The sequence below is a fragment of the Curtobacterium sp. MMLR14_010 genome, from assembly GCF_001865015.1.
In the GTDB taxonomy this organism is placed as follows: Bacteria; Actinomycetota; Actinomycetes; order Actinomycetales; family Microbacteriaceae; genus Curtobacterium.
In genome coordinates, this window is sequence record NZ_MJGV01000002.1 from 99,475 (window position 1) to 120,064 (window position 20,590).

General features: G+C 72.2%; 21 protein-coding genes. 13 read left to right on the top strand and 8 right to left on the bottom strand.

Annotated elements, in window-relative coordinates:
* The coding region (locus tag BIU98_RS00550; RefSeq protein WP_071269670.1) for an alcohol dehydrogenase catalytic domain-containing protein at window positions 1-858 on the bottom strand (858 nt) is incomplete at its 3' end.
* A gap of 107 nt (window positions 859-965) precedes the next feature.
* Here BIU98_RS00550 and BIU98_RS00555 point away from each other — a divergent pair.
* On the top strand, window positions 966-1,928 hold the full coding sequence (locus BIU98_RS00555; RefSeq protein ID WP_071269673.1) for a sugar-binding transcriptional regulator: 963 nt from the start codon (window positions 966-968) through the stop codon (window positions 1,926-1,928).
* Window positions 1,929-1,985: 57 nt separating this feature from the next.
* On the opposite strand, the gene BIU98_RS00560 is transcribed toward BIU98_RS00555, so the two are convergent.
* Window positions 1,986-2,522 (bottom strand): DinB family protein, encoded by a 537-nt coding sequence (locus tag BIU98_RS00560; protein ID WP_071269676.1) that lies wholly within the window; start codon window positions 2,520-2,522, stop codon window positions 1,986-1,988.
* Between the two features lie 142 nt (window positions 2,523-2,664).
* Here BIU98_RS00560 and BIU98_RS00565 point away from each other — a divergent pair, with 142 nt between their 5' ends.
* The gene (locus BIU98_RS00565; protein ID WP_071269679.1) at window positions 2,665-3,321 is read left to right on the top strand and encodes a histidine phosphatase family protein; all 657 of its coding nucleotides are present in this window, start codon (window positions 2,665-2,667) and stop codon (window positions 3,319-3,321) included.
* Window positions 3,322-3,431: 110 nt separating this feature from the next.
* Here BIU98_RS00565 and BIU98_RS00570 read toward each other — a convergent pair whose 3' ends face one another.
* Entirely contained in the window at window positions 3,432-5,174 is a 1,743-nt protein-coding gene (locus BIU98_RS00570; protein ID WP_071269682.1) for a glycerol-3-phosphate dehydrogenase/oxidase, read from the bottom strand.
* 181 nt (window positions 5,175-5,355) lie between these two features.
* Between BIU98_RS00570 and BIU98_RS00575 the strand changes: the two genes are divergently transcribed.
* The 3 genes from BIU98_RS00575 (at window position 5,356) to ald (ending at window position 8,747) form a co-directional block, all read left to right on the top strand.
* The gene (locus BIU98_RS00575; RefSeq protein ID WP_071269685.1) at window positions 5,356-6,318 is read left to right on the top strand and encodes a sugar-binding transcriptional regulator; all 963 of its coding nucleotides are present in this window, start codon (window positions 5,356-5,358) and stop codon (window positions 6,316-6,318) included.
* Window positions 6,319-6,405: 87 nt separating this feature from the next.
* Complete coding sequence (locus BIU98_RS00580; protein ID WP_071269691.1) at window positions 6,406-7,491, top strand: AraC family transcriptional regulator; 1,086 nt, start codon at window positions 6,406-6,408, stop codon at window positions 7,489-7,491.
* 155 nt (window positions 7,492-7,646) lie between these two features.
* Window positions 7,647-8,747, top strand: coding sequence for an alanine dehydrogenase (gene ald / locus BIU98_RS00585; protein WP_071269696.1), 1,101 nt, complete (start codon window positions 7,647-7,649; stop codon window positions 8,745-8,747).
* A gap of 318 nt (window positions 8,748-9,065) precedes the next feature.
* On the opposite strand, the gene BIU98_RS00590 is transcribed toward ald, so the two are convergent.
* Entirely contained in the window at window positions 9,066-9,869 is an 804-nt protein-coding gene (locus BIU98_RS00590) for a tryptophan-rich sensory protein (RefSeq protein ID WP_071269699.1), read from the bottom strand.
* Between the two features lie 250 nt (window positions 9,870-10,119).
* On the opposite strand from BIU98_RS00590, the gene BIU98_RS00595 reads away from it, so the two are divergent.
* The 6 genes from BIU98_RS00595 (at window position 10,120) to BIU98_RS00620 (ending at window position 15,375) form a co-directional block, all read left to right on the top strand.
* Window positions 10,120-11,103, top strand: a complete 984-nt coding sequence (locus BIU98_RS00595) for a magnesium and cobalt transport protein CorA (RefSeq protein WP_071269702.1) — start codon at window positions 10,120-10,122, stop codon at window positions 11,101-11,103.
* Between the two features lie 40 nt (window positions 11,104-11,143).
* Window positions 11,144-12,427 (top strand): chloride channel protein, encoded by a 1,284-nt coding sequence (locus BIU98_RS00600; RefSeq protein ID WP_083392869.1) that lies wholly within the window; start codon window positions 11,144-11,146, stop codon window positions 12,425-12,427.
* Between the two features lie 111 nt (window positions 12,428-12,538).
* Window positions 12,539-12,751 carry an Rv0909 family putative TA system antitoxin gene (locus BIU98_RS00605; RefSeq protein WP_071269705.1) on the top strand — a complete coding sequence of 71 codons (213 nt, stop codon included), beginning with the start codon at window positions 12,539-12,541 and terminating at the stop codon, window positions 12,749-12,751.
* A gap of 169 nt (window positions 12,752-12,920) precedes the next feature.
* Complete coding sequence (locus BIU98_RS00610) at window positions 12,921-14,216, top strand: aminotransferase class V-fold PLP-dependent enzyme (RefSeq protein ID WP_071270483.1); 1,296 nt, start codon at window positions 12,921-12,923, stop codon at window positions 14,214-14,216.
* A complete protein-coding gene (gene sufU, locus BIU98_RS00615; protein WP_071269707.1) occupies window positions 14,213-14,662 on the top strand; it encodes a Fe-S cluster assembly sulfur transfer protein SufU in 450 nt (149 codons plus the stop codon). The genes BIU98_RS00610 and sufU overlap by 4 nt, the downstream gene beginning before the upstream one ends.
* A 74-nt stretch (window positions 14,663-14,736) precedes the next feature.
* Window positions 14,737-15,375 (top strand): isochorismatase family protein, encoded by a 639-nt coding sequence (locus BIU98_RS00620; RefSeq protein WP_071269710.1) that lies wholly within the window; start codon window positions 14,737-14,739, stop codon window positions 15,373-15,375.
* Between the two features lie 531 nt (window positions 15,376-15,906).
* Here BIU98_RS00620 and BIU98_RS19205 read toward each other — a convergent pair.
* From BIU98_RS19205 to BIU98_RS00630, 3 genes are all read right to left on the bottom strand, one after another.
* A complete protein-coding gene (locus BIU98_RS19205; protein ID WP_175481249.1) occupies window positions 15,907-16,053 on the bottom strand; it encodes a hypothetical protein in 147 nt (48 codons plus the stop codon).
* Window positions 16,054-16,152: 99 nt separating this feature from the next.
* Entirely contained in the window at window positions 16,153-16,635 is a 483-nt protein-coding gene (locus tag BIU98_RS00625) for a hypothetical protein (RefSeq protein ID WP_071269713.1), read from the bottom strand.
* Window positions 16,636-16,931: 296 nt separating this feature from the next.
* Window positions 16,932-17,378, bottom strand: coding sequence for a hypothetical protein (locus tag BIU98_RS00630; RefSeq protein WP_071269716.1), 447 nt, complete (start codon window positions 17,376-17,378; stop codon window positions 16,932-16,934).
* Window positions 17,379-17,554: 176 nt separating this feature from the next.
* On the opposite strand from BIU98_RS00630, the gene BIU98_RS00635 reads away from it, so the two are divergent.
* Both BIU98_RS00635 and BIU98_RS00640 read left to right on the top strand, forming a co-directional pair.
* Window positions 17,555-18,238, top strand: a complete 684-nt coding sequence (locus BIU98_RS00635) for a response regulator transcription factor (RefSeq protein ID WP_139200487.1) — start codon at window positions 17,555-17,557, stop codon at window positions 18,236-18,238.
* Window positions 18,235-19,596: a HAMP domain-containing sensor histidine kinase gene (locus BIU98_RS00640; RefSeq protein WP_083392840.1), complete on the top strand. Its 1,362-nt coding sequence runs from the start codon at window positions 18,235-18,237 to the stop codon at window positions 19,594-19,596. The genes BIU98_RS00635 and BIU98_RS00640 overlap by 4 nt, the downstream gene beginning before the upstream one ends.
* A 234-nt stretch (window positions 19,597-19,830) precedes the next feature.
* Here BIU98_RS00640 and BIU98_RS00645 read toward each other — a convergent pair whose 3' ends face one another.
* Entirely contained in the window at window positions 19,831-20,427 is a 597-nt protein-coding gene (locus BIU98_RS00645; RefSeq protein WP_071269719.1) for a manganese efflux pump MntP family protein, read from the bottom strand.
* Window positions 20,428-20,590 lie beyond the last annotated feature (163 nt).

Below are 20,590 nucleotides of genomic sequence, written 5' to 3' on the forward strand. Positions count from 1 at the left end.
GCGGAGCAGGTTCAGGCCTTGTGGGACGGCTGAGGGGTGGCCGGTGGCTTCGATGTAGACGTCGGCGCCGTACCCGTCGGTGAGGTCCTTGATGATCTGCACGGCGTCGTGGGTGGCGATGTTGATGGTGAGGTCCGCGCCGACGGCTTTCGCGAGGTCGAGTTTGGTGTCGAGGACGTCGAGGGCGATGATCCGCAGGGGGTTCTTCTGGCGGGCTCCGGCGATGGCGGAGAGGCCGATGGGGCCGGCGCCGGCGATGACGACGGTGTCGCCGAACTTGATGTCGGCGCGTTCGACGGCGTGGAAGGCGCAGGAGAGGGGTTCGGCGAACGCGGCGACCTGTCCGGGGAGGTCAGCGGAGACGGGGTGGGTGAGGGCCTTGGCGGGGACGAGGACGTACTCGGCCATGGCGCCGTCGTAGCCCTTGAAGCCGAACATGTCGTGCACGGCGCACATCCAGTACGCGCCCTCGAGGCAGTAGCGGCACTCCCAGCAGGGCACGATCTGCTCGCACGCGATCCGGTCCCCGAGGGCCAGCTTCCGCTTGGCGAGGGCGGTGTCGTCGCCGGCGATGACCGTGCCGACGAACTCGTGTCCGGGGATCCGGTTCGTCTCGGCCCACGCTGGCCGGTTCTGGTCTCCCCAGAACTTCGCGGCGCCGTGGTAGCACTTCAGGTCCGAGGCGCAGATCCCGACGGCGTCGGTGCGGAGCAGGAGCTCCCCGGGTCCTGGGGTGGGCACGGGTCGGGTCTCGAGGCGGTAGTCCCCGGGGCCGTGGACCACGACCGCCCGCATCGTCGCAGGGATCTCGGACGCCGTGGGGTCCGTAGGGGTGGTGGTGTCCGTCGTCGTCGACATGCGCTGTGTCCTCCATTGGTCAGCAGTGGTTCGACCTCGACTGTACACCGACCAGAACAGATGTCCAGAACACAATTTCTGGACGCAGGGGGCGTTACGATCGCAGCATGTCCGACGAGATGCCCGCCCCGGACTCCGCGCGCAGTCGGTTCCCGCTCGACACGGTGTACCAGGCGGCGCGGATGTACTACCTCGAGGACGCCACCCAGGTCGAGATCGCCGCACGGCTCGGGGTCTCGCGCCCGACCGTCTCGCGTCTGGTCGCCGAGGCCCGCCGCGCCGGACTCGTGCGGATCGAGGTCGTCGACCCGTTCCAGGACGAGACCGTCGCGCTGGCCGAACGGCTGCAGGTCGTGCTGGGGCTGCACGCGGTGCACCTCGCAGCGGTGACGCACACCACGACGCTCGGCGCCGACCTCGCCGTCCCGCTCGCCGCCGCGGTGGAGGACATGGCGCTGGTCCCCGGTGACGCGGTGCTGATGTCCTCGGGTCGGACCGTGTACGACGTCGCCCGCGGGGGCATGCCGCAGCTGCCGGGCGTGCAGCTCGTCCCGACCGTCGGCGGTCAGGCGGACCCGATGCCGTGGTTCCAGACGAACGAGATCACCAGGACGGCCGCCGAGCACTCGGGCGCGATCCCGGCGTTCCTGTTCGCGCAGGCGCTGCCGTCCGAGGCGATGCGGGCGTCGCTCGACGAGGACCCCGCGTTCCAGCACGTCATCGGCCTGTGGGGTCGGGCGAAGGGCGCCGTGCTCGGCATCGGTGCGCCGACCCCGACGCGGGACGCCCTGGCACGGGGCATCCCCGTCGAGGACCGCGCGTTCGACCTGGCCGCCGGCGACGTCTGCCTGAACTTCTACGCGCCCGACGGCTCGCCCATCGAGTTCCCGGGGAGCGACCGGATGGTGCGGACGTCCCGTGAGGTCCTCGCCGCCGTGCCGCACGCCGTCGGGGTGGCCGTGGGCGAGGCGAAGGTGCCGAGCATCATCGGCGCCGTCCGCGGTGGGCTCGTCAACGAACTCGTGTCGGACGCGGCGACGGCACGGGCGCTGCTCGACGCGCTGGCCTGACGCGGCGCGGCCTGCGTCGGGTCGGCGCTCCGGCCCGCGTCCGGTCGGCGCTCCGGCCTACATCCGGTCGGCGTGGGTCTGGCGGACGTCCCAGAGGTGGTGCACCGGGTCGTGCGCGTAGTACACGGCGAGCGTCGCGACCGTGAAGGTGCTGCCGTCCGAACGGAGCCCGGTGCGCTCGAGCTGGTCGTCGCGGACGTCGTCGAAGGCCTTCGCGGCGCGGTGGGCAGCGGCGCCGAGCTCGCGGGCCACGGTGGCGGGGTCCTGCTCGGCGTAGCGGTCCTCGATGGCGGTGGCGTCCTGCTCCCAGTTCGGGAAGGTCGGGGCGTCCTCGGTGAGCATCAGCGTGAGGCGCTCGGTCATCTTCGCGTGCACGTCCCGCACGTGGGCGGCGTACTCGAGCGTCGACCAGGTGTCCTCGTCCGGGCGCTGGCGGGCGTCCTCGCGGGTGAGTGCGGCGGGCCACCCGGTCGCGTTCGCCTCGACGATGCCGGGCACGTCGCGGATCGTCGTCGCGCTGCCGTCGTAGCCGCAGTCGGCGCACGGGGTCTCGATGACCCAGGTCCAGTTCTTCGTGTCGGGTTCGATCGCCATGGCCCGATCGTAGGGGGCGGCCGGTGGAGGCGCGTCCGAGCGGACCACCCGCGCGACATCGTCGTCGTCGTACGACCTCGATGATGTCGCAACGCGCTGGGGCGGCCGGGACCGGAGCGCCCGCCATCCGTAGGGTGGCTGCATGCGACTGCTGCTCATCCGCCACGGCCAGACCCCCGCCAACGTGACCGGCGTCCTCGACGCCGAGGTCCCAGGACCCGGACTCACCGAGCTCGGGCAGCAGCAGGCCCAGGCGCTGCCGACAGCCCTCGCCGATCGCGGCATCGAGCGGGTCTTCGTGTCGTCGATGCTCCGGACGCAGCTGACCGCGGCGCCGCTGGCGGATGCGCTCGGCCTCGAGCCCGTGGTGCTGCCGGGCCTCCGCGAGATCGAGGCCGGCGACCTGCAGGGCCAGCGCGACCAGACCTCCGTGCAGCGCTACCTCGCCACGTGCTACGCCTGGGCGTCCGGGGAGCGCGAGGCCCGCATGCCCGGCGCCGAGACCGGCGAGGACTTCTTCGAGCGCTACGACGACGCCGTCGCCCAGGTCGAGGCGAGCGGCGCGGACGTCGTCGCCGTGTTCAGCCACGGTGCCGCGATCCGGATCTGGGCCGCGACGACGGCGCAGAACGTGCCGCACGACCTCGGCTCGCGGCGGCACCTCGAGAACACGGGCGTCGTCGAGCTCGAGGGCTCGACCGCCGACGGCTGGCGCCTGGTCGACTGGGAGGGCGAACCACTCGGTGGCGACGACCTCATCGACCGGACCGCGCAGGACCCGACCGGCGAGCAGTTCTAGCGACAGCGAGGGGCGAGCGGCGAGCGGCGAGCGTCCGCGACCCGGCCACAGAACGACTGGAGGCTCGGTACCAGCTGGCACCGAGCCTCCAGTCCGTCACTGGGCTGTGATCAGGCGTGCGCCGCCGACGCGGTCAGGGGCACGACCACGCCGTGCGACTCGCGCAGGACGTCGAGCGTGTGCTGGACCTCGTCCGCGCGCTGCTCGGTGTCCCAGCCGAGGACACCGGCGAGGACGTCGGCCAGCTCGTCGAGCAGGTCGATCGTGACCCCGCCGACGAACGCGAGGTTCGTGCGACGCAGCACCACGTCGATCAGGTGCACGGCGTGCTCGTGCTGGGCGAAGTAGGCCACCTCGGCACGGGTGAGGCCCGCGTCGGACTCGAGCGGCTCGACCGGTCCGTCGGTGAGGACGTCCACGACCTCGGCGGCACGGGTACCGTAGCGCTGCAGCAGACCCTCGACCAGCTCGGTGTCGAGCCCGTCGCGGTGCGACTTGACCCACAGGGCGCGCTGGGCGTCCGTGGTCGGGAACTCCTTGCCGCCGCCGATCGGCATGCCGGTCGTGTCGACCTTGCGGGGCATGCCGAGCTTCTGCGTGGCCTCGGTCGACAGGTGCGCGGCGAGGGCGCGGAAGGTCGTCCACTTGCCGCCGACGAGCGACAGCACGGTCGTCTTCCCGAGCCCCGGGATCGTGGTGTCCACGATGCGGTAGTCGCGGGAGACGAAGCCGGGGGCGGTGTCCTCGTGACGGGGGAGCGGGCGGATGCCGGAGTAGCTGTAGACGATGTGGTCGCGGGTGACGTCGATCTGCGGGAACACGTGCTTGACGAGCCCGAAGAAGTAGTCGATCTCCTCGTCGGTGGTCACGACCGGCTTCGACGGATCGGCGTCGATGTCGGTGGTGCCGATGAGGACGCGGCCCTTGAGCGGGTAGATCAGGACGATGCGTCCGTCGTCGTTCTCGAAGAACAGCTCGCGGCCCTTGGTGGCCTCGAGGAGCTCGTCGTTGTGCACGACGATGTGCGAGCCCTTGGTGCCGCCCATGAACTTCGTCTCGCCGCCGAACGCCTGGTTCGTGAGGTCGGTCCACGGCCCGGAGGCGTTGATCACGACGTCCGCCGTGACGGCGAACTCCTCGCCGGTCTCACGGTCGCGGAGCAGGACGCCGCCGTCGCGGGTGCCGACGGCCTCGACGTAGTTGGTCGCACGGGCGGTCGCGGCGGAGCCGGTCCCGGTGCCGGCGGCCAGGCCGTCCTTGAGGACGTCGAGCGCCAGGCGCTCCGGCTCGTGCACCGAGGCGTCGTAGTAGGTGCCCGTGTACTTCAGGTCCTTGTTGAGGGCCGGCATGTCCGCCAGCGCCGCCTTCTTCGTGCGGAAGACGTGCTTCGGGACCGAGCCGCCGTCGCGGGAGAAGGAGTCGTAGATCGTCATGCCGATCTTGATGAGCATCGCGCCGCGTTCCTTCGTGGAGCGCTGCTTGTGCGTCAGCATGCGCAGCGGGGCGTTCATGATGCCGGAGAACGTCGAGAAGATCGGCATCGTCGTCTGCAGCGGCTTGACGTAGTGCGGGGCGATGCGGATCAGGCCGTTGCGCTCCTGCACGCTCTCGCGGACGAGGCGGAACTCGCCGTTCTCGAGGTAGCGGATGCCGCCGTGGATCATGTGGCTCGACGCCGCGGAGGCGCCGGAGGCGTAGTCGCCACGCTCGACGAGCGCGACGTCGACGCCCTGCAGAGCGAGGTCGCGGAACGCGGCGATGCCGTTGATGCCGCCACCCACGATGAGGACCTGTGCGTTCGGGCGCTCGGTGAGGTCGGTCACCGTGCGTCGGGGCTGCGTCGTCTTCGACATGTGCGTACGCGTCGCTTTCTGGGGTCGGTTCCGGTGGTCTCCATCGATCGTGCGCCCGCTGAGAAGTCCGGGCAACTCGCGTGCACGAACGTGCAGCACGTCTGTGGATGCGCCCGGTGACACGGACTGGAGGCTCGACCGCGGTTGCAGAGGCCGTGCACGTCCGTGCATGGTTGGGTCCATGAGTGACGCCGGGCAGCCGATGCGGACGCAGCAGGCGCTGCGCGCCGCGCACCTGTACTACCTGCAGGACCTGACGATGGACGCCATCGCGGACGAGCTCGGAACGTCCCGGTCGTCGGTCTCGCGGCTGCTCAAGCACGCCAGGGACACCGGGCTCGTCGACATCCAGATCCGATCGCCCCTGGACCAGGCTGCGGCGCTCAGCCGGAACATCCGGGCGCGGTTCGGGGTGCACGCGCACGTCGTGCCGGTGCCCGACCACACGAGCGACGTCGACCGCCTGGAGCGGGTCGCGTTGTCGGCGGCGCGGATCCTGACGCAGTACATCGAGTCGAACATGGTGATCGGCCTGTCGTGGGGCTCGACCGTGAGCGCCGTCAGCCGGTTCCTCGTGCCGAAGACCACGCACGGGTCCACCGTCGTGCAGGTGAACGGTGCCGCGAACACCCGCACGACCGGCATCGTCTACGCGTCCGAGATCCTCCGGCGGTTCGGCGAGGCGTACGGCGCCCTCGTGCAGCAGTTCCCCGTGCCCGCGTTCTTCGACGACCCCGCGACGAAGGAGGCCCTGTTCCGCGAACGGTCGATCCGCCGCGTGCTCGACCTGCACGAGCGGATGGACGTCGTCGTGTTCGGCGTCGGCGCGCCGCAGGCCCCGGTGCCCTCGCACGTCTACTCCGGCGGGTACCTCGACCCCGCCGACCGCGAGGAGCTCACCCGCGCCGGTGTCGTCGGCGACGTCTCGACCGTGTTCTACCGCGCGGACGGGTCGTGGCGGGACATCGGCCTGAACGCCCGCGCCGGCGCCCCCGACCTCGACACCATCAAGCGGGCGCCGCGACGGATCTGTGTCGTCGCCGGGCGGGGCAAGGCCGCGTCGCTCCGCGGGGCGCTCGCGGCGGGGCTCGTGACGGACCTGATCCTCGACGAGAGCATCGGGCAGGCGATCCTGCAGAACTGACGCTGTGGGCCGTCCTGGTGGTCCTGGTGGTCCTGGTGGTCCGGCTGGCGTGCTCGTTTGTCGGTGGTCGTGGATACGTTCTCGAGCATGGTGCTCTCCACGGAAACCCGGCCGACGGCCACGATGCTCGGCACCCCTCCCACGTCCCCCGTGGCCGGTGGCAGCCCGGTGGTGGCCGGTGGGCACTCGCCCCTGGCCAGCGACCACCCGGTCGCCGGCGGGCAAGAGCGTCCCGGCGCTCGCTGGTTCCGCCGCATCGCCGGCACCGACATCGACCACGCCGTCGCCTTCTTCTCCGAGGGCTACGACCTCCGCTCGCCCGTCGTCCGGCGCACGTCCCGGCACACGCCGTGGGACTTCTCCGGGGTCGGCGACGAGCGCATGTCGCTCAGGACCGTCCGTGCCGCCGTCGACTTCCGTGGCGAGAGCCGCACCGACGACGAGTTCCACGTGATCTGGCTGCGGTCCGGCTCGACCTCGTTCTCCCACCGCGGTGAGCACGTCGACCTGCAGCCCGGTGTGCCCGTCGTCATGCCCGTCGGCGACATCTGGGAGATGCACCACCGCGACATCGCCCTCAACATGGTGCAGCTCGACCGCCGCTTCGTGACGGCCCTGGCCGGGGACCCGGACTTCGCGTTCGAACCACTGCAGCGGCCGTCGACCGAGGGTGTCCGGGTGTGGCAGGACGTCGTCCGCCGCAACTCCTCGACCTGGCTCGACCGCGGCACCGAGCTCGGCACCGTCGCGCGCCGGGACATCGCCGAGTCCTTCGCCCGCGCGGCACTGACCGCCTTCCCCCGCCGCGAGGTCTGGCGGGCATCGGTGGCCGGCACCGGGCCGGAGCACGAGCGGCTCCGCCGTGCACTCGAGTTCGTGCACGCCCATGCGGCAGAGGCCATCGGCACGCCGGAGATCGCCATGGCCGCCGGTCTCAGCCCGCGGGGACTCCAGCAGTCCCTCCGACGGCACCTCGACCAGACGCCGGGGGAGCTGCTGCGCCAGGTGCGGCTCGACGGCGCCCACGCGGAGCTCCGTCGTGCCGACCGCGACGAGGTCTCGGTCGCCGAGATCGCTCGGGCGTGGGGCTTCGGACACCTCGGTCGCTTCTCGGCCGCGTACCGGGTGCGCTTCGGCGAGCTGCCGAGCGAGTCGCTCCGCAGCAGGGGCTGATCGCTCCGGGCGTCTCCGGGGGCTGTTCGAATCGTGGCGCACGGATCGGCGCAGGATCATCCAGATGTTCGGCTGTCACCCGCCGGACACACGTGAGTGGCTGGATGGTGGGGTCAGCGCGGACACCCCGCGCATCGCCCACGAAGGAGTCCGCCATGCGCATCGGCGTCCCCACCGAGATCAAGAACAACGAGTTCCGCGTCGCCGTCACCCCGGCGGGCGTCGGCGAGCTCACGTCCCACGGGCACCAGGTGCTCGTGCAGGCCGGTGCCGGTGACGGCTCGTCCTTCCCGGACGCCGAGTACGTCGCCGCCGGGGCCACGATCGTGCCCGGTGCAGCGGAGGTCTGGGCGGACGCCGAGCTCGTGCTCAAGGTCAAGGAGCCGGTTGCCTCGGAGTACGACTCGATCCGCCCGGGCCAGGTGCTCTTCACGTACCTGCACCTCGCGGCCGACCGGGCGCTGACCACCGCCCTGACGGCCTCCGGTGCGACGGCGATCGCGTACGAGACCGTGCAGCTGCCCGACCGCTCGTTGCCGCTGCTGTCACCGATGTCCGAGATCGCCGGGCGGCTGTCCGCCCAGGTCGGCGCGAACCACCTGATGCGTGCGAACGGCGGCCGCGGGCTGCTGCTCGGCGGGGTGCCTGGCACGCCGAAGGGCCGCGTCGTGGTCATCGGCGGGGGCGTCGCGGGGGAACACGCCGCGGCCATGGCGCTCGGGCTCGGTGCCGAGGTCACCGTGTTCGACATCAGCCTGCCGCGGCTGCGCGCCCTCGACGCCCGGTTCGACGGCCGCATCACCACGCTGCGGTCCTCGTCCCACGCGATCGCGTCGGCGCTGCGCGAGGCCGACCTGGTGATCGGGTCCGTGCTCATCCCCGGGGCATCGGCGCCCAAGCTCGTCACCGACGCGATGGTCGCCGACATGCGCCCGGGGTCCGTGCTCGTCGACATCGCGATCGACCAGGGCGGGTGCTTCGAGGGCTCGCGGCCGACCACCCACGACGACCCCACCTTCGCCGTGCACGACGCCGTCTACTACTGCGTGGCGAACATGCCAGGAGCGGTGCCGCGCACCTCCACGATCGCGCTGACGAACGCGACGCTGCCCTACGCGCTCGCGATCGCGGACCAGGGGTGGGCGGCGGCGATGGAGTCCGACGCGGCCCTCGCCCGCGGGCTCAACGTGCACGATGGCCGCGTCACGAACGAGTCCGTCGCTGCCGCCCACGGCCTGGTCGCCGCCGCGCGCTGAGCCTGGCGAGGCGTGCGTGCGGTTGGTGCGCTGCGGGCACGACCGACCGGCGGAAGCAACACCGTCGGTGCGATCGCGCGGCGCTTCCGCACACCCGGTGTCGCATTCGTCGCGGGCCGCTCCATGCGGGCACATCGAGCGACACGGGCCGGGGGAGTGCGCGGCGCTTCCGCACGCCCGGTGTCGCTTTCGTCGGGTGCGTGGGTGCGTGCGGCCGCGGGCGGCGGCCTCACGCGGGCAGCCTCACGCGGGCGGAGGCCGCACACGAGCAGCCGCGCGAGCAGCCCGGCCGGCCCGCGTCAGCTCGCCCGGCCCGCGTCAGCTCACGCGGGCAGCGCCCGCCGCGCGCGCGGCCGACCAGCCCGCACGGGCCCGCACCACGAGGGTGACGACCACCGCGGCGCCCGCGGCCACGATCGCCGCGACCGCCGTCGGCACGGAGACGAGCGGCCCGTCGAGCCGCGCGACCGCGACCCACGCCAGACCCCAGCCGAGGGAGACGGCCGGGGAGAGCCGGCCTCGTCCGCCGATCGCCACGAGGACCCCGACGAGCCCGGCGACGAGCGCCACGCCCACGCCCCAGACGTCCTGCCCGAGACCGAACCCGCGGAAGCCGGCCGCCGTCAGCACCGCGGCCGTGTTCGCCGCCGTCGCCACGCACACCCACCCGAGGTAGAGGCCGAACGTGCCGTCGGTGACGATCGCCTCGACGATGCCCGACGGCCTCGTGCGCCGCAGGACCACGAACGCCCAGACGAGCACCCCGAGCAGCGCGACGATGATCGGCTCGCTGGCCCAGAGGAACCCGAACTGCACGGACAGGATCCACGCCGCGTTGAGCAGCAGGGACAACGTCGCGGGCACGGCGAGCCGGTCGTGGCGGGCCTGGTCGGCGCGGCGGGGCAGGAACTGCCAGACCGCGAACGCGATGAGCCCGACGTAGATGACGCTCCAGATGCCGAACGCGGGCCCGCCGGGAGCGATCGCCGTCGAGGACGCGGACAGCGCCCCACCGGCGGCGTCCTGGATCGGCGTGCCACCGGCAGCGCCGGACCCGATGAACGAGCCCACCACGGCGATGACGGCACTGGCCGCGATCACGATCTTCCGGAACCATCGCATGGTGTCTTCCCTTTCGTCAGCATGCTGTCGACCTGCACGCTAGGCCCCGGGTCGGCCCCGGTGCGCAGCCGACACCCAGGCAGCAGGAGCCGGCCGGGAGGCTCGGTGCGCGTTCGCCACGCCCGTTCCGACCCACACCGGGTGCCGTGGGGAGCGCGAACGCGCGTTGCTGGTCGGACGTTCACGCTCCGGACGCGCGATTCCACCGCCTGAGCGCGAGCGTGCCCCCGCGGGTGCGTAGGTTGAGCACGTGACCGTCGAGCTCAACACCGTGTACATCGATCGCATCGCCCCGATCGCGAGTCCCTCACTCGACGACAGCTTCCGGATGATGCGGGAGCAGGGGGCCACCGTCTGCATCGTCCTGTACCAGCCCGACCCGGTCGAGCTCGGGGACGTCGCGGTCGCCCTGGGCCTGCACGAGCTCGCGGTGGAGGACTCCGCCGAGGGGCACCAGCGGCCGAAGCTCGAGCGCTACGGGTCGACGCTGTTCGCGGTCCTCAAGCCGGCGCTGTACAACGACCGCCGCGAGGAGGTCGAGTTCGGCGAGGTGCACGCCTTCGTCGGCGACGACTTCTTCCTCGCCGTCGTGCAGGCCGATCCGCGGGGACGCAACGTCGTGCCGCGGGCCCTGCAGCGGATGAGCGGCAAGCCGGGCCTGGTCACGGCGGGGTCGCAGGCGCAGCTCTGGGCGCTCATGGACACGATCGTCGACGACTACCGCCCGGTCACCGAGGGGCTCGAGGAGGACATCAACCAGATCGAGGACCAGCTCTTCGCCGGCGTCCCCGGGGTGTCCCGCCGCATCTACGAGCTGTTCGGCGAGGTCGTCGACTTCCAGCGGGCAGCGCGACCGCTCATCCACATGATCGAGAACATCCACCGCGGCGCCGAGAAGTACCACCTGCCCGTGGAGATGCAGCGGCGCTACCGCGACGTGCTCGACCACGCGATCCGCACGGTGGAACGGGTGGACACCTTCCGGCAGCTGCTGCAGAACGCGCTGACGGTCGACGCGACCCTGGCGGCGCAGAAGCAGAACGACGACACGAAGAAGATCTCCGGCTGGGCGGCCATCCTGTTCGCGCCGACGCTCATCGCCGCGATCTACGGCATGAACTTCACGCACATGCCCGAGCTCACCTGGACGTGGGGCTACCCGCTCGCGGTCCTCGCGATGGTCGTCTTCGCCGCGGCGCTGTTCGTCGTCTTCAAGGTGAAGCGCTGGTTCTGAGGACCCGGGGGTGTTCATGACGGCCGATAGGGTCGTCGCCATGCCGAACACCGCTCGTACGACGTCCGGCTGGGCACTCAAGCTCGGGGTCGTCACCGCACTCGTCGGTGTCGGGGGTGGTGTCGCCGGGATCGCCGTGTGGCTCGCCCTGCAGCTGATCCAGTTCGTCGCCTTCGGACATGCCTTCGGTGGGCACCTCGAGGCGGCGGACACCCCCTCCGCGCTGACCCGGTTCATCGCGGTCACCGCGGCCGGTCTGCTCACGGCGTTCGCCTGGTGGGCGCTCCGGCGGTGGGGGCGTCCGGTCGTCTCGGTCCCCGCGGCGGTGGACGGGAAGCGGATGCCCCCGCTCGCGACGCTGGCGAACGCGGGCGTCCAGATCCTCGCCGTCGGGCTCGGCGCCTCCATCGGGAAAGAGGTCGCGCCGCGCGAGGTCGGCGCCTGGCTGGCGCAGGTCGTGACGGCCCGCGCCGGGCTGTCCGCCCGCGAGACGAAGATCCTCGTCGCCTGCGGCGCGGCCGCCGGTCTCGCCGCGGTCTACGACGTCCCGCTCGGCGGCGCCCTGTTCGCCGTCGAAGTCCTGCTCGGCGAGCTCACCTTCGCCACCGCGCTGCCGGCGTTCGTCACGAGTGCCGTCGCAGCCGGGGTCGCCCGCCTGGTGATCCCCGACGAGGTGCTCTACCACGTGCCCACGACGCACCTCTCGCCGTCGCTGCTCGTCTGGGCGGTGGTGGTCGGCCCCGTGCTCGGATTCGCCGGGGTGGCGTTCGTGAAGCTGACGAACCGGCTGCAGGGCATCGCGCCGAAGGGCTGGCACCTGCTCGTGCTGCTGCCGCTCGTGTTCGCGATGGTCGGACTGATCGCCGTGCCCTTCCCCGAGATCCTCGGCAACGGTCGTGCCCTCGCGGTGACGGCGATGAACACGGGGCTCGACGACGGCACCGTGATCGGCATGGTGCCCATCGTGCTGCTGCTCGTCCTCGGCATCACCAGGACCATCACCACGGCGGCGACGATCGGTGCCGGAGCGGTCGGTGGCACGCTCACGCCGTCCATCGCCATCGGCGCGGCGTTCGGCGGCTTCCTCGGTGGGGCCTGGGCGATGATGTGGCCCGCGGACGGCCCGAGCCTGGTGTCGTTCGCGTTCATCGGCGCGGCCGCGTTCCTCGCGACCACGATGCGGGCGCCCTTCACCGCGCTGGTGCTCGTCGTCGAGTTCACCCAGCAGGGCACGGACATCCTGATCCCGTCGCTGCTCGCGGTCAGCGGGTCGGTCGCCGTCAGCTACGTGCTGGCCCGCCGACGCAGCGCGCAGATGGTCTGACGGCGCCAGACCGGCGCCAGACCGACGCGTGCGCACGATCCGGACGACCGGCCTACCATCGGCTGCACGCGGCGGGGCGCTGGAGTCCCGCCAGACACGAGAGGCACGGACATGGCGGGGTTCGACGACATCACCAAGAAGGCCCAGGCGTTCCTGAAGGACGGCAAGGTCCAGGACGCCCTGAAGAGCGAGAAGGCCGAGGGCGTCAGCGACAAGGTGCTCGACGGCGTCGCCGACGCCGTGAAGAAGGCCACCGGCGGCAAGTACGACGACAAGATCGAGGGCGCGCGCGACACCGCGGACAAGCACCTCGGGAACGAGTGACACGACTCGACGTCACGGACGGCCCCGGACCGCACGCGCGGACCGGGGCCGTCCTGCGTCCGGGCGCCTGAGCCCGGCCCGTCCTGCGTCCGGCTGGACTCCTGGTGGAACAACGGGGACGATGGGTCGGTTGTCCCCGACGACAGCAGGAGGAACCAGCGCCGTGACGATCGAGGCACCAGACCAGCCGCTCACCACCGACGAGGTCGAGCGGATCAAGGCCGACTTCCCGATCCTGCAGCAGGAGGTGAACGGCCACCCGCTCGCGTACCTCGACTCCGGCGCCACGGCCGAACGCCCGCGTCAGGTGCTCGACGCCGAACGGCGCTTCCTCGAGCACGACAACGCCGCGGTGCACCGGGGCGCGCACACCCTCGCCGCGCTGAGCACCGACGCGTACGAGGACGCCCGCGCCACCGTCGCCGGCTTCGTCCACGCGGCGAGCCCGAGCGAGGTCGTCTGGACCGCGAACGCCACGGACGCGCTCAACCTGGTGTCGTACGGCATCGCGAACGCCAGCCGCGGGCGCGGGGGAGCCGCAGCCGAACGCTTCCGCATCGGCCCTGGCGACGAGGTCCTGGTGACCGAGGCCGAGCACCACGCCAACCTCGTGCCGTGGCAGGAGCTCGCGGCCGCGACCGGCGCGACCCTCCGGTTCGTACCTGTCGACGACGACGGCTGCTGGAGCGCCGCCGACGCCCTCGCGCTGATCTCCGACCGGACCGCCGTCGTCGCGTTCGCCCACGTCTCGAACGTCACCGGCATGATCGCGCCCGTGGCCGAGATCGTGGCGGCCGCACACGCCCACGGCGCCCTCGTCGTCCTCGACGCCTGCCAGTCGGCGCCGCACCGCCCCGTCGACGTGCAGCAGCTCGGCGTCGACTTCGCGGCGTTCTCCGGGCACAAGATGCTCGGCCCGAACGGCATCGGCGTGTTGTGGGGACGCCAGGAGCTCCTCGACGCGCTGCCCCCGTTCCGCACCGGCGGCTCGATGATCACCACGGTGACGATGGAGCACACCGAGTTCATGCCGGCGCCCGAGCGCTTCGAGGCTGGCACGCAGCCCGTGTCCCAGGCCGTGGCGCTCGCCGAGGCCGTCCGCTACCTGCAGGGCATCGGCATGGAGCGCGTCCGGGTGCACGAGGAGCACCTCGCCGAGCGCATGCTCACGGGCCTGGCCGCCGTCCCCGGCATCTCCGTCGTCGGTCCCGCCGCCGGGGTCCCGCGCTCCGGCCTGGTGTCGTTCGACGTCGACGGGGTGCACGCGCACGACGTCGCCCAGTACCTCGACGCGCAGGGGATCGCCGTCCGCTCCGGCCACCACTGCGCCCAGCCGCTGCACCGACGGCTCGGCCTGACCGCCACCAGCCGGGCGAGCACCTACGTCTACACGACCGACCAGGACGTCGACCGCTTCGTGCAGGCGGTCAGCGAGATCCGCGCCTACTTCGGAGCCACCGCGTGAACAGCCTCGACAGCCTGTACCAGCAGGTCATCCTCGACCACGCCAAGGCCCGGCACGGCGACGGCGACCTGCCCGACGCCGACGCGTCGCACTTCGAGCGGAACCCCACCTGCGGCGACGAGATCACCGTCAGCGTCCGGCTCGAGCCCGGCACCGACCGCGTCGCCGGCCTCGCCTGGCAGGGGGACGGCTGCTCGATCTCGATGGCCTCGGCCTCCGTGCTCACCGACATGGCGGTCGGCCGGACCGTCCCCGAGCTGCTCACGCTGACCGAGGCGTTCCGCATGATGATGCGCTCCCGCGGCGTGGGGGAGCCCGACGAGGACGTCCTCGAGGACCTCGTCGCCTTCCACGGCGTCTCGAAGTTCGTCATGCGCGTGAAGTGCGGGATGCTCGCCTGGGTGGCGGCGGAAGCCGCCGTGCGCGAGGCGAGCGCGGCCCGCTGACGCGACCCACCACCGGACGGGAGGCTCGTGGCGGCGCCGCCACGCGCCTCCCGTCCGGGGTGCAGGCTGGTGGCATGACCAACCCGAACCGCGCCCTCGTCCTCGTCGACGTCCAGCAGCAGTACTTCTCCGGACCCCTCGAGATCCAGTACCCCGCCCACACCGAGTCCCTGCCGCGGATCACTGCAGCCATCGACGCCGCGACCGAGGCCGGCGTCCCCGTCGTCGTCGTGCAGCACTCCGGCGGCCCCACCGCGCCGGTGTTCAACCCGACCACCCCCGAGTACGCGCTGCACCCCGACGTGCAGTCCCGTCGGCAGGACGACTGGAAGCGCGTCACGAAGCAGTTCGGCTCGGTGTTCGCCGGGACCGACCTGCTCGCCTGGCTCCGGGAGCGGGACGTCGACACCATCACCCTGGTCGGCTACATGACGAACAACTGCATCATCGCGAGCGCGGCGGAGGCGGAGACCCACGCCATCGCGGTCGAGGTGCTCTCGGACGCCACGGGTGCGATCAGCATCGCGAACGCCGCCGGGCAGGCCGACGCCGAGACCGTGCACCGCACGCTGATGGCGGTGCTGCACTCGAACTTCGCCTCCGTCGCGACGACGGACCGCTGGGTGGCCGCACTCGGGACGGACCAGTCCCTGGCCGGTGACGATCTGGTGACGTCGGCGCAGGCGGGGGCGGAGCGCTTCCCCGTCAGCTGAGCGCGGCCCGGGCGTGGGGGTCTCGGAGAATCAGCGCGGCGAGACGCCGGTGTCTGACTGAGACGCCCCGACGTGGCCGAGACGCCGCCGAAAACCGCGGTGTCTCGCGCGCAGCGAGGTGTCTCGCGCAGACGCCGGCGTCTGATCGCGAGACGCCGGTGTCTCGGGGAGGCTGTGTAGCGAGACGCCGGTGTCTCGCTGAGACGCCCCGACGTGGCCGAGACGCCGTCGAAAACCTCGGCGTCTCGCGTCCGACGAGGTGTCTCGCGTGGACGCCGGTGTCTCATCGCGAGACGCCGGTGTCTCGCTGAGCCTGGGTTGCGGGACGCCGGTGTCTCGCTGAGACGCCTCGACGTGGCCGAGACGCCGCCGAAAACCGCGGCGTCTCGCGCGCAGCGAGGTGTCTCGCGTGGACGCCGGTGTCTCATCGTGAGACGCCGGCGTCTCGGGGACGCAGCGCATCGAGACGCCGGTGTCTCGCCGCCGGGCACAGCGCACGAGGCGTCCCGTGCGCCCGGCCTCGCCGCGCGGCTACGGCCGGTACTCGTCCCGCTGCACGTACAGCGCCCGCTGGGACTCCAGGTCGTGCGTGTGCGCACCGCTCATGCCACCGAGCGTCTTCGCTGCGGACACGAGCGCGGCGGCGAGCGCCCTGGCGATGATCATGAGGATGTGCATGGTGCCTCCTGTGCGTCGGAGGGTACCAGGGCTGGTGCCCAGCGGACAGGAGGCTCGTGGCGGCGCCGCCACGAGCCTCCAGTCCGGCACTCGGCCGGGTCACCGGCTGGCGGCCGCCTCGTGGACGCGGCGCGCCTCGGCGCCGAAGCGGACACCTGACGTCTCGAGTGACTCCCGGGTGCAGCCGTCGTCGTCGTGCTCCTCGCAGGCGTGGCCGGAGACCACCGCGATCTGGGTGCCGGTCCCCGTCGCCGGGTCGAAGTCCGCGAAGACGGGGCCCCCGCTGACGCCGCGGGACATGTCGCTCCTGGTGCCGACCCGGTCGAAGGGGCCCTCGACGGTCGGGCCGGTGCTCATGACGAGGTGCTGGCCGCCGTAGGGGCGGTCGGGCGCGTTCGTGCGTTCGCGCGGGTACTCGAAGAGGTGGACGGCGTCGGGCACCGGGGCGTCGAAGGCGATCCGCTGGCCGCCGACGACGTCCTCGATGCGTCGGCCGTCGAGCGGCTCCACGGTCATGGCGGCGTGGTCGTGCTGCAGCAGCTGTCCACCGGCCGGGTGGTGGACCTCCGCGATCGTCCACACGCCGTAGGTGCCCGGCCGTCGTCGTACCCGGGCACGAACCGGTGGGCGTGCTGAGGAGCGTCGTCGCGGTCAGGGCGATGCCGCCCAGGACCCGGAGGACGCGGCTGGTGTCGATGGTCATGTCGCGACCGTAGGGACGACGGTGTTTCGCCGCTGTGCCCATCGTTCAGTGCCGGTGGGGCGGGTTCGGGTCCTCCGCCCCACCGGCTCACGCACACCGCTCAGCTAGGGCAGAGCGGGTGCTGACCACACGGTGCCCGAGCGAGAGGGGGGAACGCGCTCGGGCACCGCGGGTCCTAGCGGCCTCGTCGGAGCGCTGCCGAGCGCACCGAGAGCCAGATCGAGAGTCCGTAGACGACGAACGCGAGGACGACGTGCCACGGGGTGACCCAGTCCCAGCCGAGCGTGGTGATGCAGTGGCCGAGCAGCCACTGGACGACGGCGAGGACGAACAGCGCCACCGCGCCGACGACAGCACCCCTGGCCTCGCGCAGGCGGAGCACACCGACGACCGCGGCGGCGAGCGCGAACACCATGACGGGGTAGGCGATCAGGCCGTGGGCGTCCGTCCAGACCTCCCTCGCGCCCTGCGACAGCCCGTCGGAGATGAACTCCCCGGCGGTGAGTGACTGCAGGAACACGAACAGGACGGTCAGCCCCACGAGGACCGCGAAGGCGCGACGAGGACCAGCGGCGACGCGGACGTCGTCGCGCACGGCGGCCCGGGTGGAGGGAACGGTCATGGGGCAGACGGTAACCCCGCCGTGCACGGTCGGCCGGGGTGGCATCACTCGAGAGTTCACACGAACGCCGGGGCGCGATGCTGGTTGGCTGAGCGGATGCCCCGACCCGCACCGACCCTCGTCAGCGACCAGCGCGACGTCCGGCGTCCGTCGCGGACCGGCGGCGTGGTCTGACCGTGGCGGCGATCCTGGTGGTGGAGGACGACCCGGAGATGGGTGCCCTGGTCGAGCGAGGCCTGACGAACGAGGGGCACGCGGTGACCCTCGTGCTCGACGGCGCCACGGCACTCAGACAGGGCGTCACCGGGGCCTTCGACGCCGCCGCGATCGACGTGATGCTGCCGGACATGACCGGGTTCGAGGTGTGCCGTCGCCTCCGCGAGGCGGGGCAGGACCTGCCCGTCATCCTCGTGACCGCCAGGGACGCCGTCGACGACCGCGTGTTCGGCCTGGACTCCGGCGCGGACGACTACCTGACGAAGCCGTTCGCCATCGCGGAGCTGAACGCACGCATCCGGGCGCAGCTGCGACGGCGCGCTGCCGGCTCGGCCACGGTCGTGCAGGCCGGCGTCGTGCGCCTCGACGTCGTCGCGGTCCGGGCGTCCGTCCGCGGCAGGGACCTGCCGCTCAGCGTGAAGGAGTTCTCCCTGCTGCGCTTCCTCATCCAGGGCTCGCCGCTGCCCCGGTCACGCACCGAGGTCCTCGAGGAGGTCTGGGGGAGCGCCGAGCACTTCGACCCGACGATCGTCGACCAGTACGTCAGCTACGTGCGGAAGAAGCTCCAGGCCTCCGGCGCGGACCTCGTCATCCGCACCGTCCGCGGCGTCGGGTACGCCCTCGACGTCGAGGGCACCCCGTGACCCCGTTCCGGTGGCTGTCGATCCGGGCGCGCATCACGCTCGGCAGCGTCGTGATCGGCGCCGTCGTCCTGTCTGGGGTCGCCGTCGTCCTGCACGAGCAGATCGAGCACGCCACGCTCGAGGCGGACCGGTCGCTCGCCGCCGGGGACGCCGCGGCCTTCGTCGCGGACCTGCGTCAGGACCCGGAGGAGCCGCCGGACGTCCCCGCCGCCGACGTCCTGGTCGGCATCAGGACCGAGGGCGGCCGCTGGATCACGGACTCCCTGCCCGAGGACCTCCGACCCGTGCTGCCGCCGGGCATCCCCGACCGTACGGTCACCCTGCGGCTGCACACGGAGCGCCGGGTGGCGACGGTCATCGGCACCCCGGTGACGAACGACCGCGGGACGTACGTCGTCTGGGCGGCGCACGACGGCCGCGCCGGTGAGGAGACGGTCGCCAGCGTCGACCGGTCCCTGGCGATCGGCACGCTGCTGGCGCTCGCGGCCTTCGCTGGCACGGCCTGGCTGCTGACGACGCTCGCGCTGCGTCCCGTGTCGCGGATGCGCCGAACCGCCGAGCTGCTGAGCACCGGGGCCGTCGGCGGGCACCTGCCGATCGGGTCGTCCCAGGACGAGGTGGCCGAGCTCGCGCGCACCCTGAACGCCTTCATCGACCGGCAGCGGGAGAACACCGCCCGCGAGCAGCGGATGATCGCCGACGCGAGCCACGAGCTCCGGACGCCGCTCGCCGCCCTCACCGCGCGGCTCGAACTCGCGCATCGGGCCTCCGGTGACGCCGACGCCCTCGAGCGCGAACTCGACGCGGCGGAGGTCGACGCCGGACGGCTCGTCGCCCTGGCGAACACGATGCTCGAACTCAGTCGGCTCGACGAGCAGGGCCGGCCGCCGGAGACACCAGCCGCCGACCTGGTGACCGAGCTGATGGGGTCCGTTGACCGGATGCGCACCCTCGCGGGCCCTGGCGCGGACATCGACTTCGTGGTCGACGTCCCGGCACCCGGGGAGCAGTATCCGGTCGGATCGGCAGCGTTCGCACGCGTGGCCGACAACCTCGTCGCCAACGCGGTCGCCGCGGGTGGTGCCGCCGTCGTCGTGCGGATCACGCTCCTGCAGGACGACACGCACGACCTGGTGCTGCGGGTCCTCGACGACGGCCCCGGCATCGCGGAGGCGTTCCTCCCGCGGGCCTTCGACCGGTTCACCCGCGCTGACCCGGCCCGTCGCTCGGGGCTCGGCGGCAGCGGGCTCGGCCTGGCACTGGTCCGGGCGACGGCGGAGCGGGGCGGCGGGTCCGTCCGGCTCGCGAACCGGCCCACCGGAGGCGCGCAGGCGGAGGTCCGGTTCCCCACGCGGTGAGTGCGGACGGGAGGCTCGTGGCCGGTCCCGCCTCGCATCGGATCGTCCGGAGGGACGCAGGACCCGACGACGCTGTCGGGCTCCCACGGGCGACTCACGATTCAGGGTGAGTGAGCCGCTGCTGCAGCACGGTCTTCGGGTGATCGTGCGGCATCCGAGGAGGTGTTCGGAGTGGTCGCCGGATCGGATTGGTCGGTCGGCAGATCGATCTCCTGACCTGCACAGTGCGGTCGATCAGCCGACGGGGCCGGCAGCCCCGACGGCACCGAGGACGCCGGTGTGCTCGAGCACGATCTGCACGCCGATCAGGATGAGGACCACCCCGCCGACGACCTCCGCCGGACGCCCGAACCGCGCACCGACGCGCCGGCCGACGACCACGCCGACGAACGAGAGCACGGCGGTCGTGATGCCGATGAGCAGCACCGCCCAGCCGATGGACACCGGCAGGAAGGCCAGCGTCACCCCGACGGCGAGGGCGTCGATGCTCGTGGCGAGGGAGAGCACGAGGAGCTCGCGGACCGGCAGGCGGTCGGTGTCCTCCGCGTCGTCCTGACCCCCGCGGATGGCCTCCCAGAGCATCTTGCCGCCGACGAGCGCGAGCAGCCCGAAGGCCACCCAGTGGTCCACCCCGGCGATGTACTGCGCGAACGTGGTGCCGAGCAGCCACCCGACGAGGGGCATGCCGGCCTGGAAGACACCGAAGGCGACAGCGATGACGACGGCGTGCCGGACGTCGAACCGCCGCATGTGCAGGCCCTTGCCGAGCGCGACGGCGAAGGCGTCGGCGGAGACGCCGAGCGCGATGAGGAACAGGGCCCAGAACGACATGGGGAACCTTCCGGGACGGGGGGATGCGGGACGCCATCGTCTCGGGACGGAACGATCCTGCCATCCGGATGACGAGCCTCCGACCGGGAAATGCCTGATCAGCGGGATTCGTCGCGACGAATCCACGGCGGAGGCGAGCCGAGCCTCCCGTCATCCTTCGTCA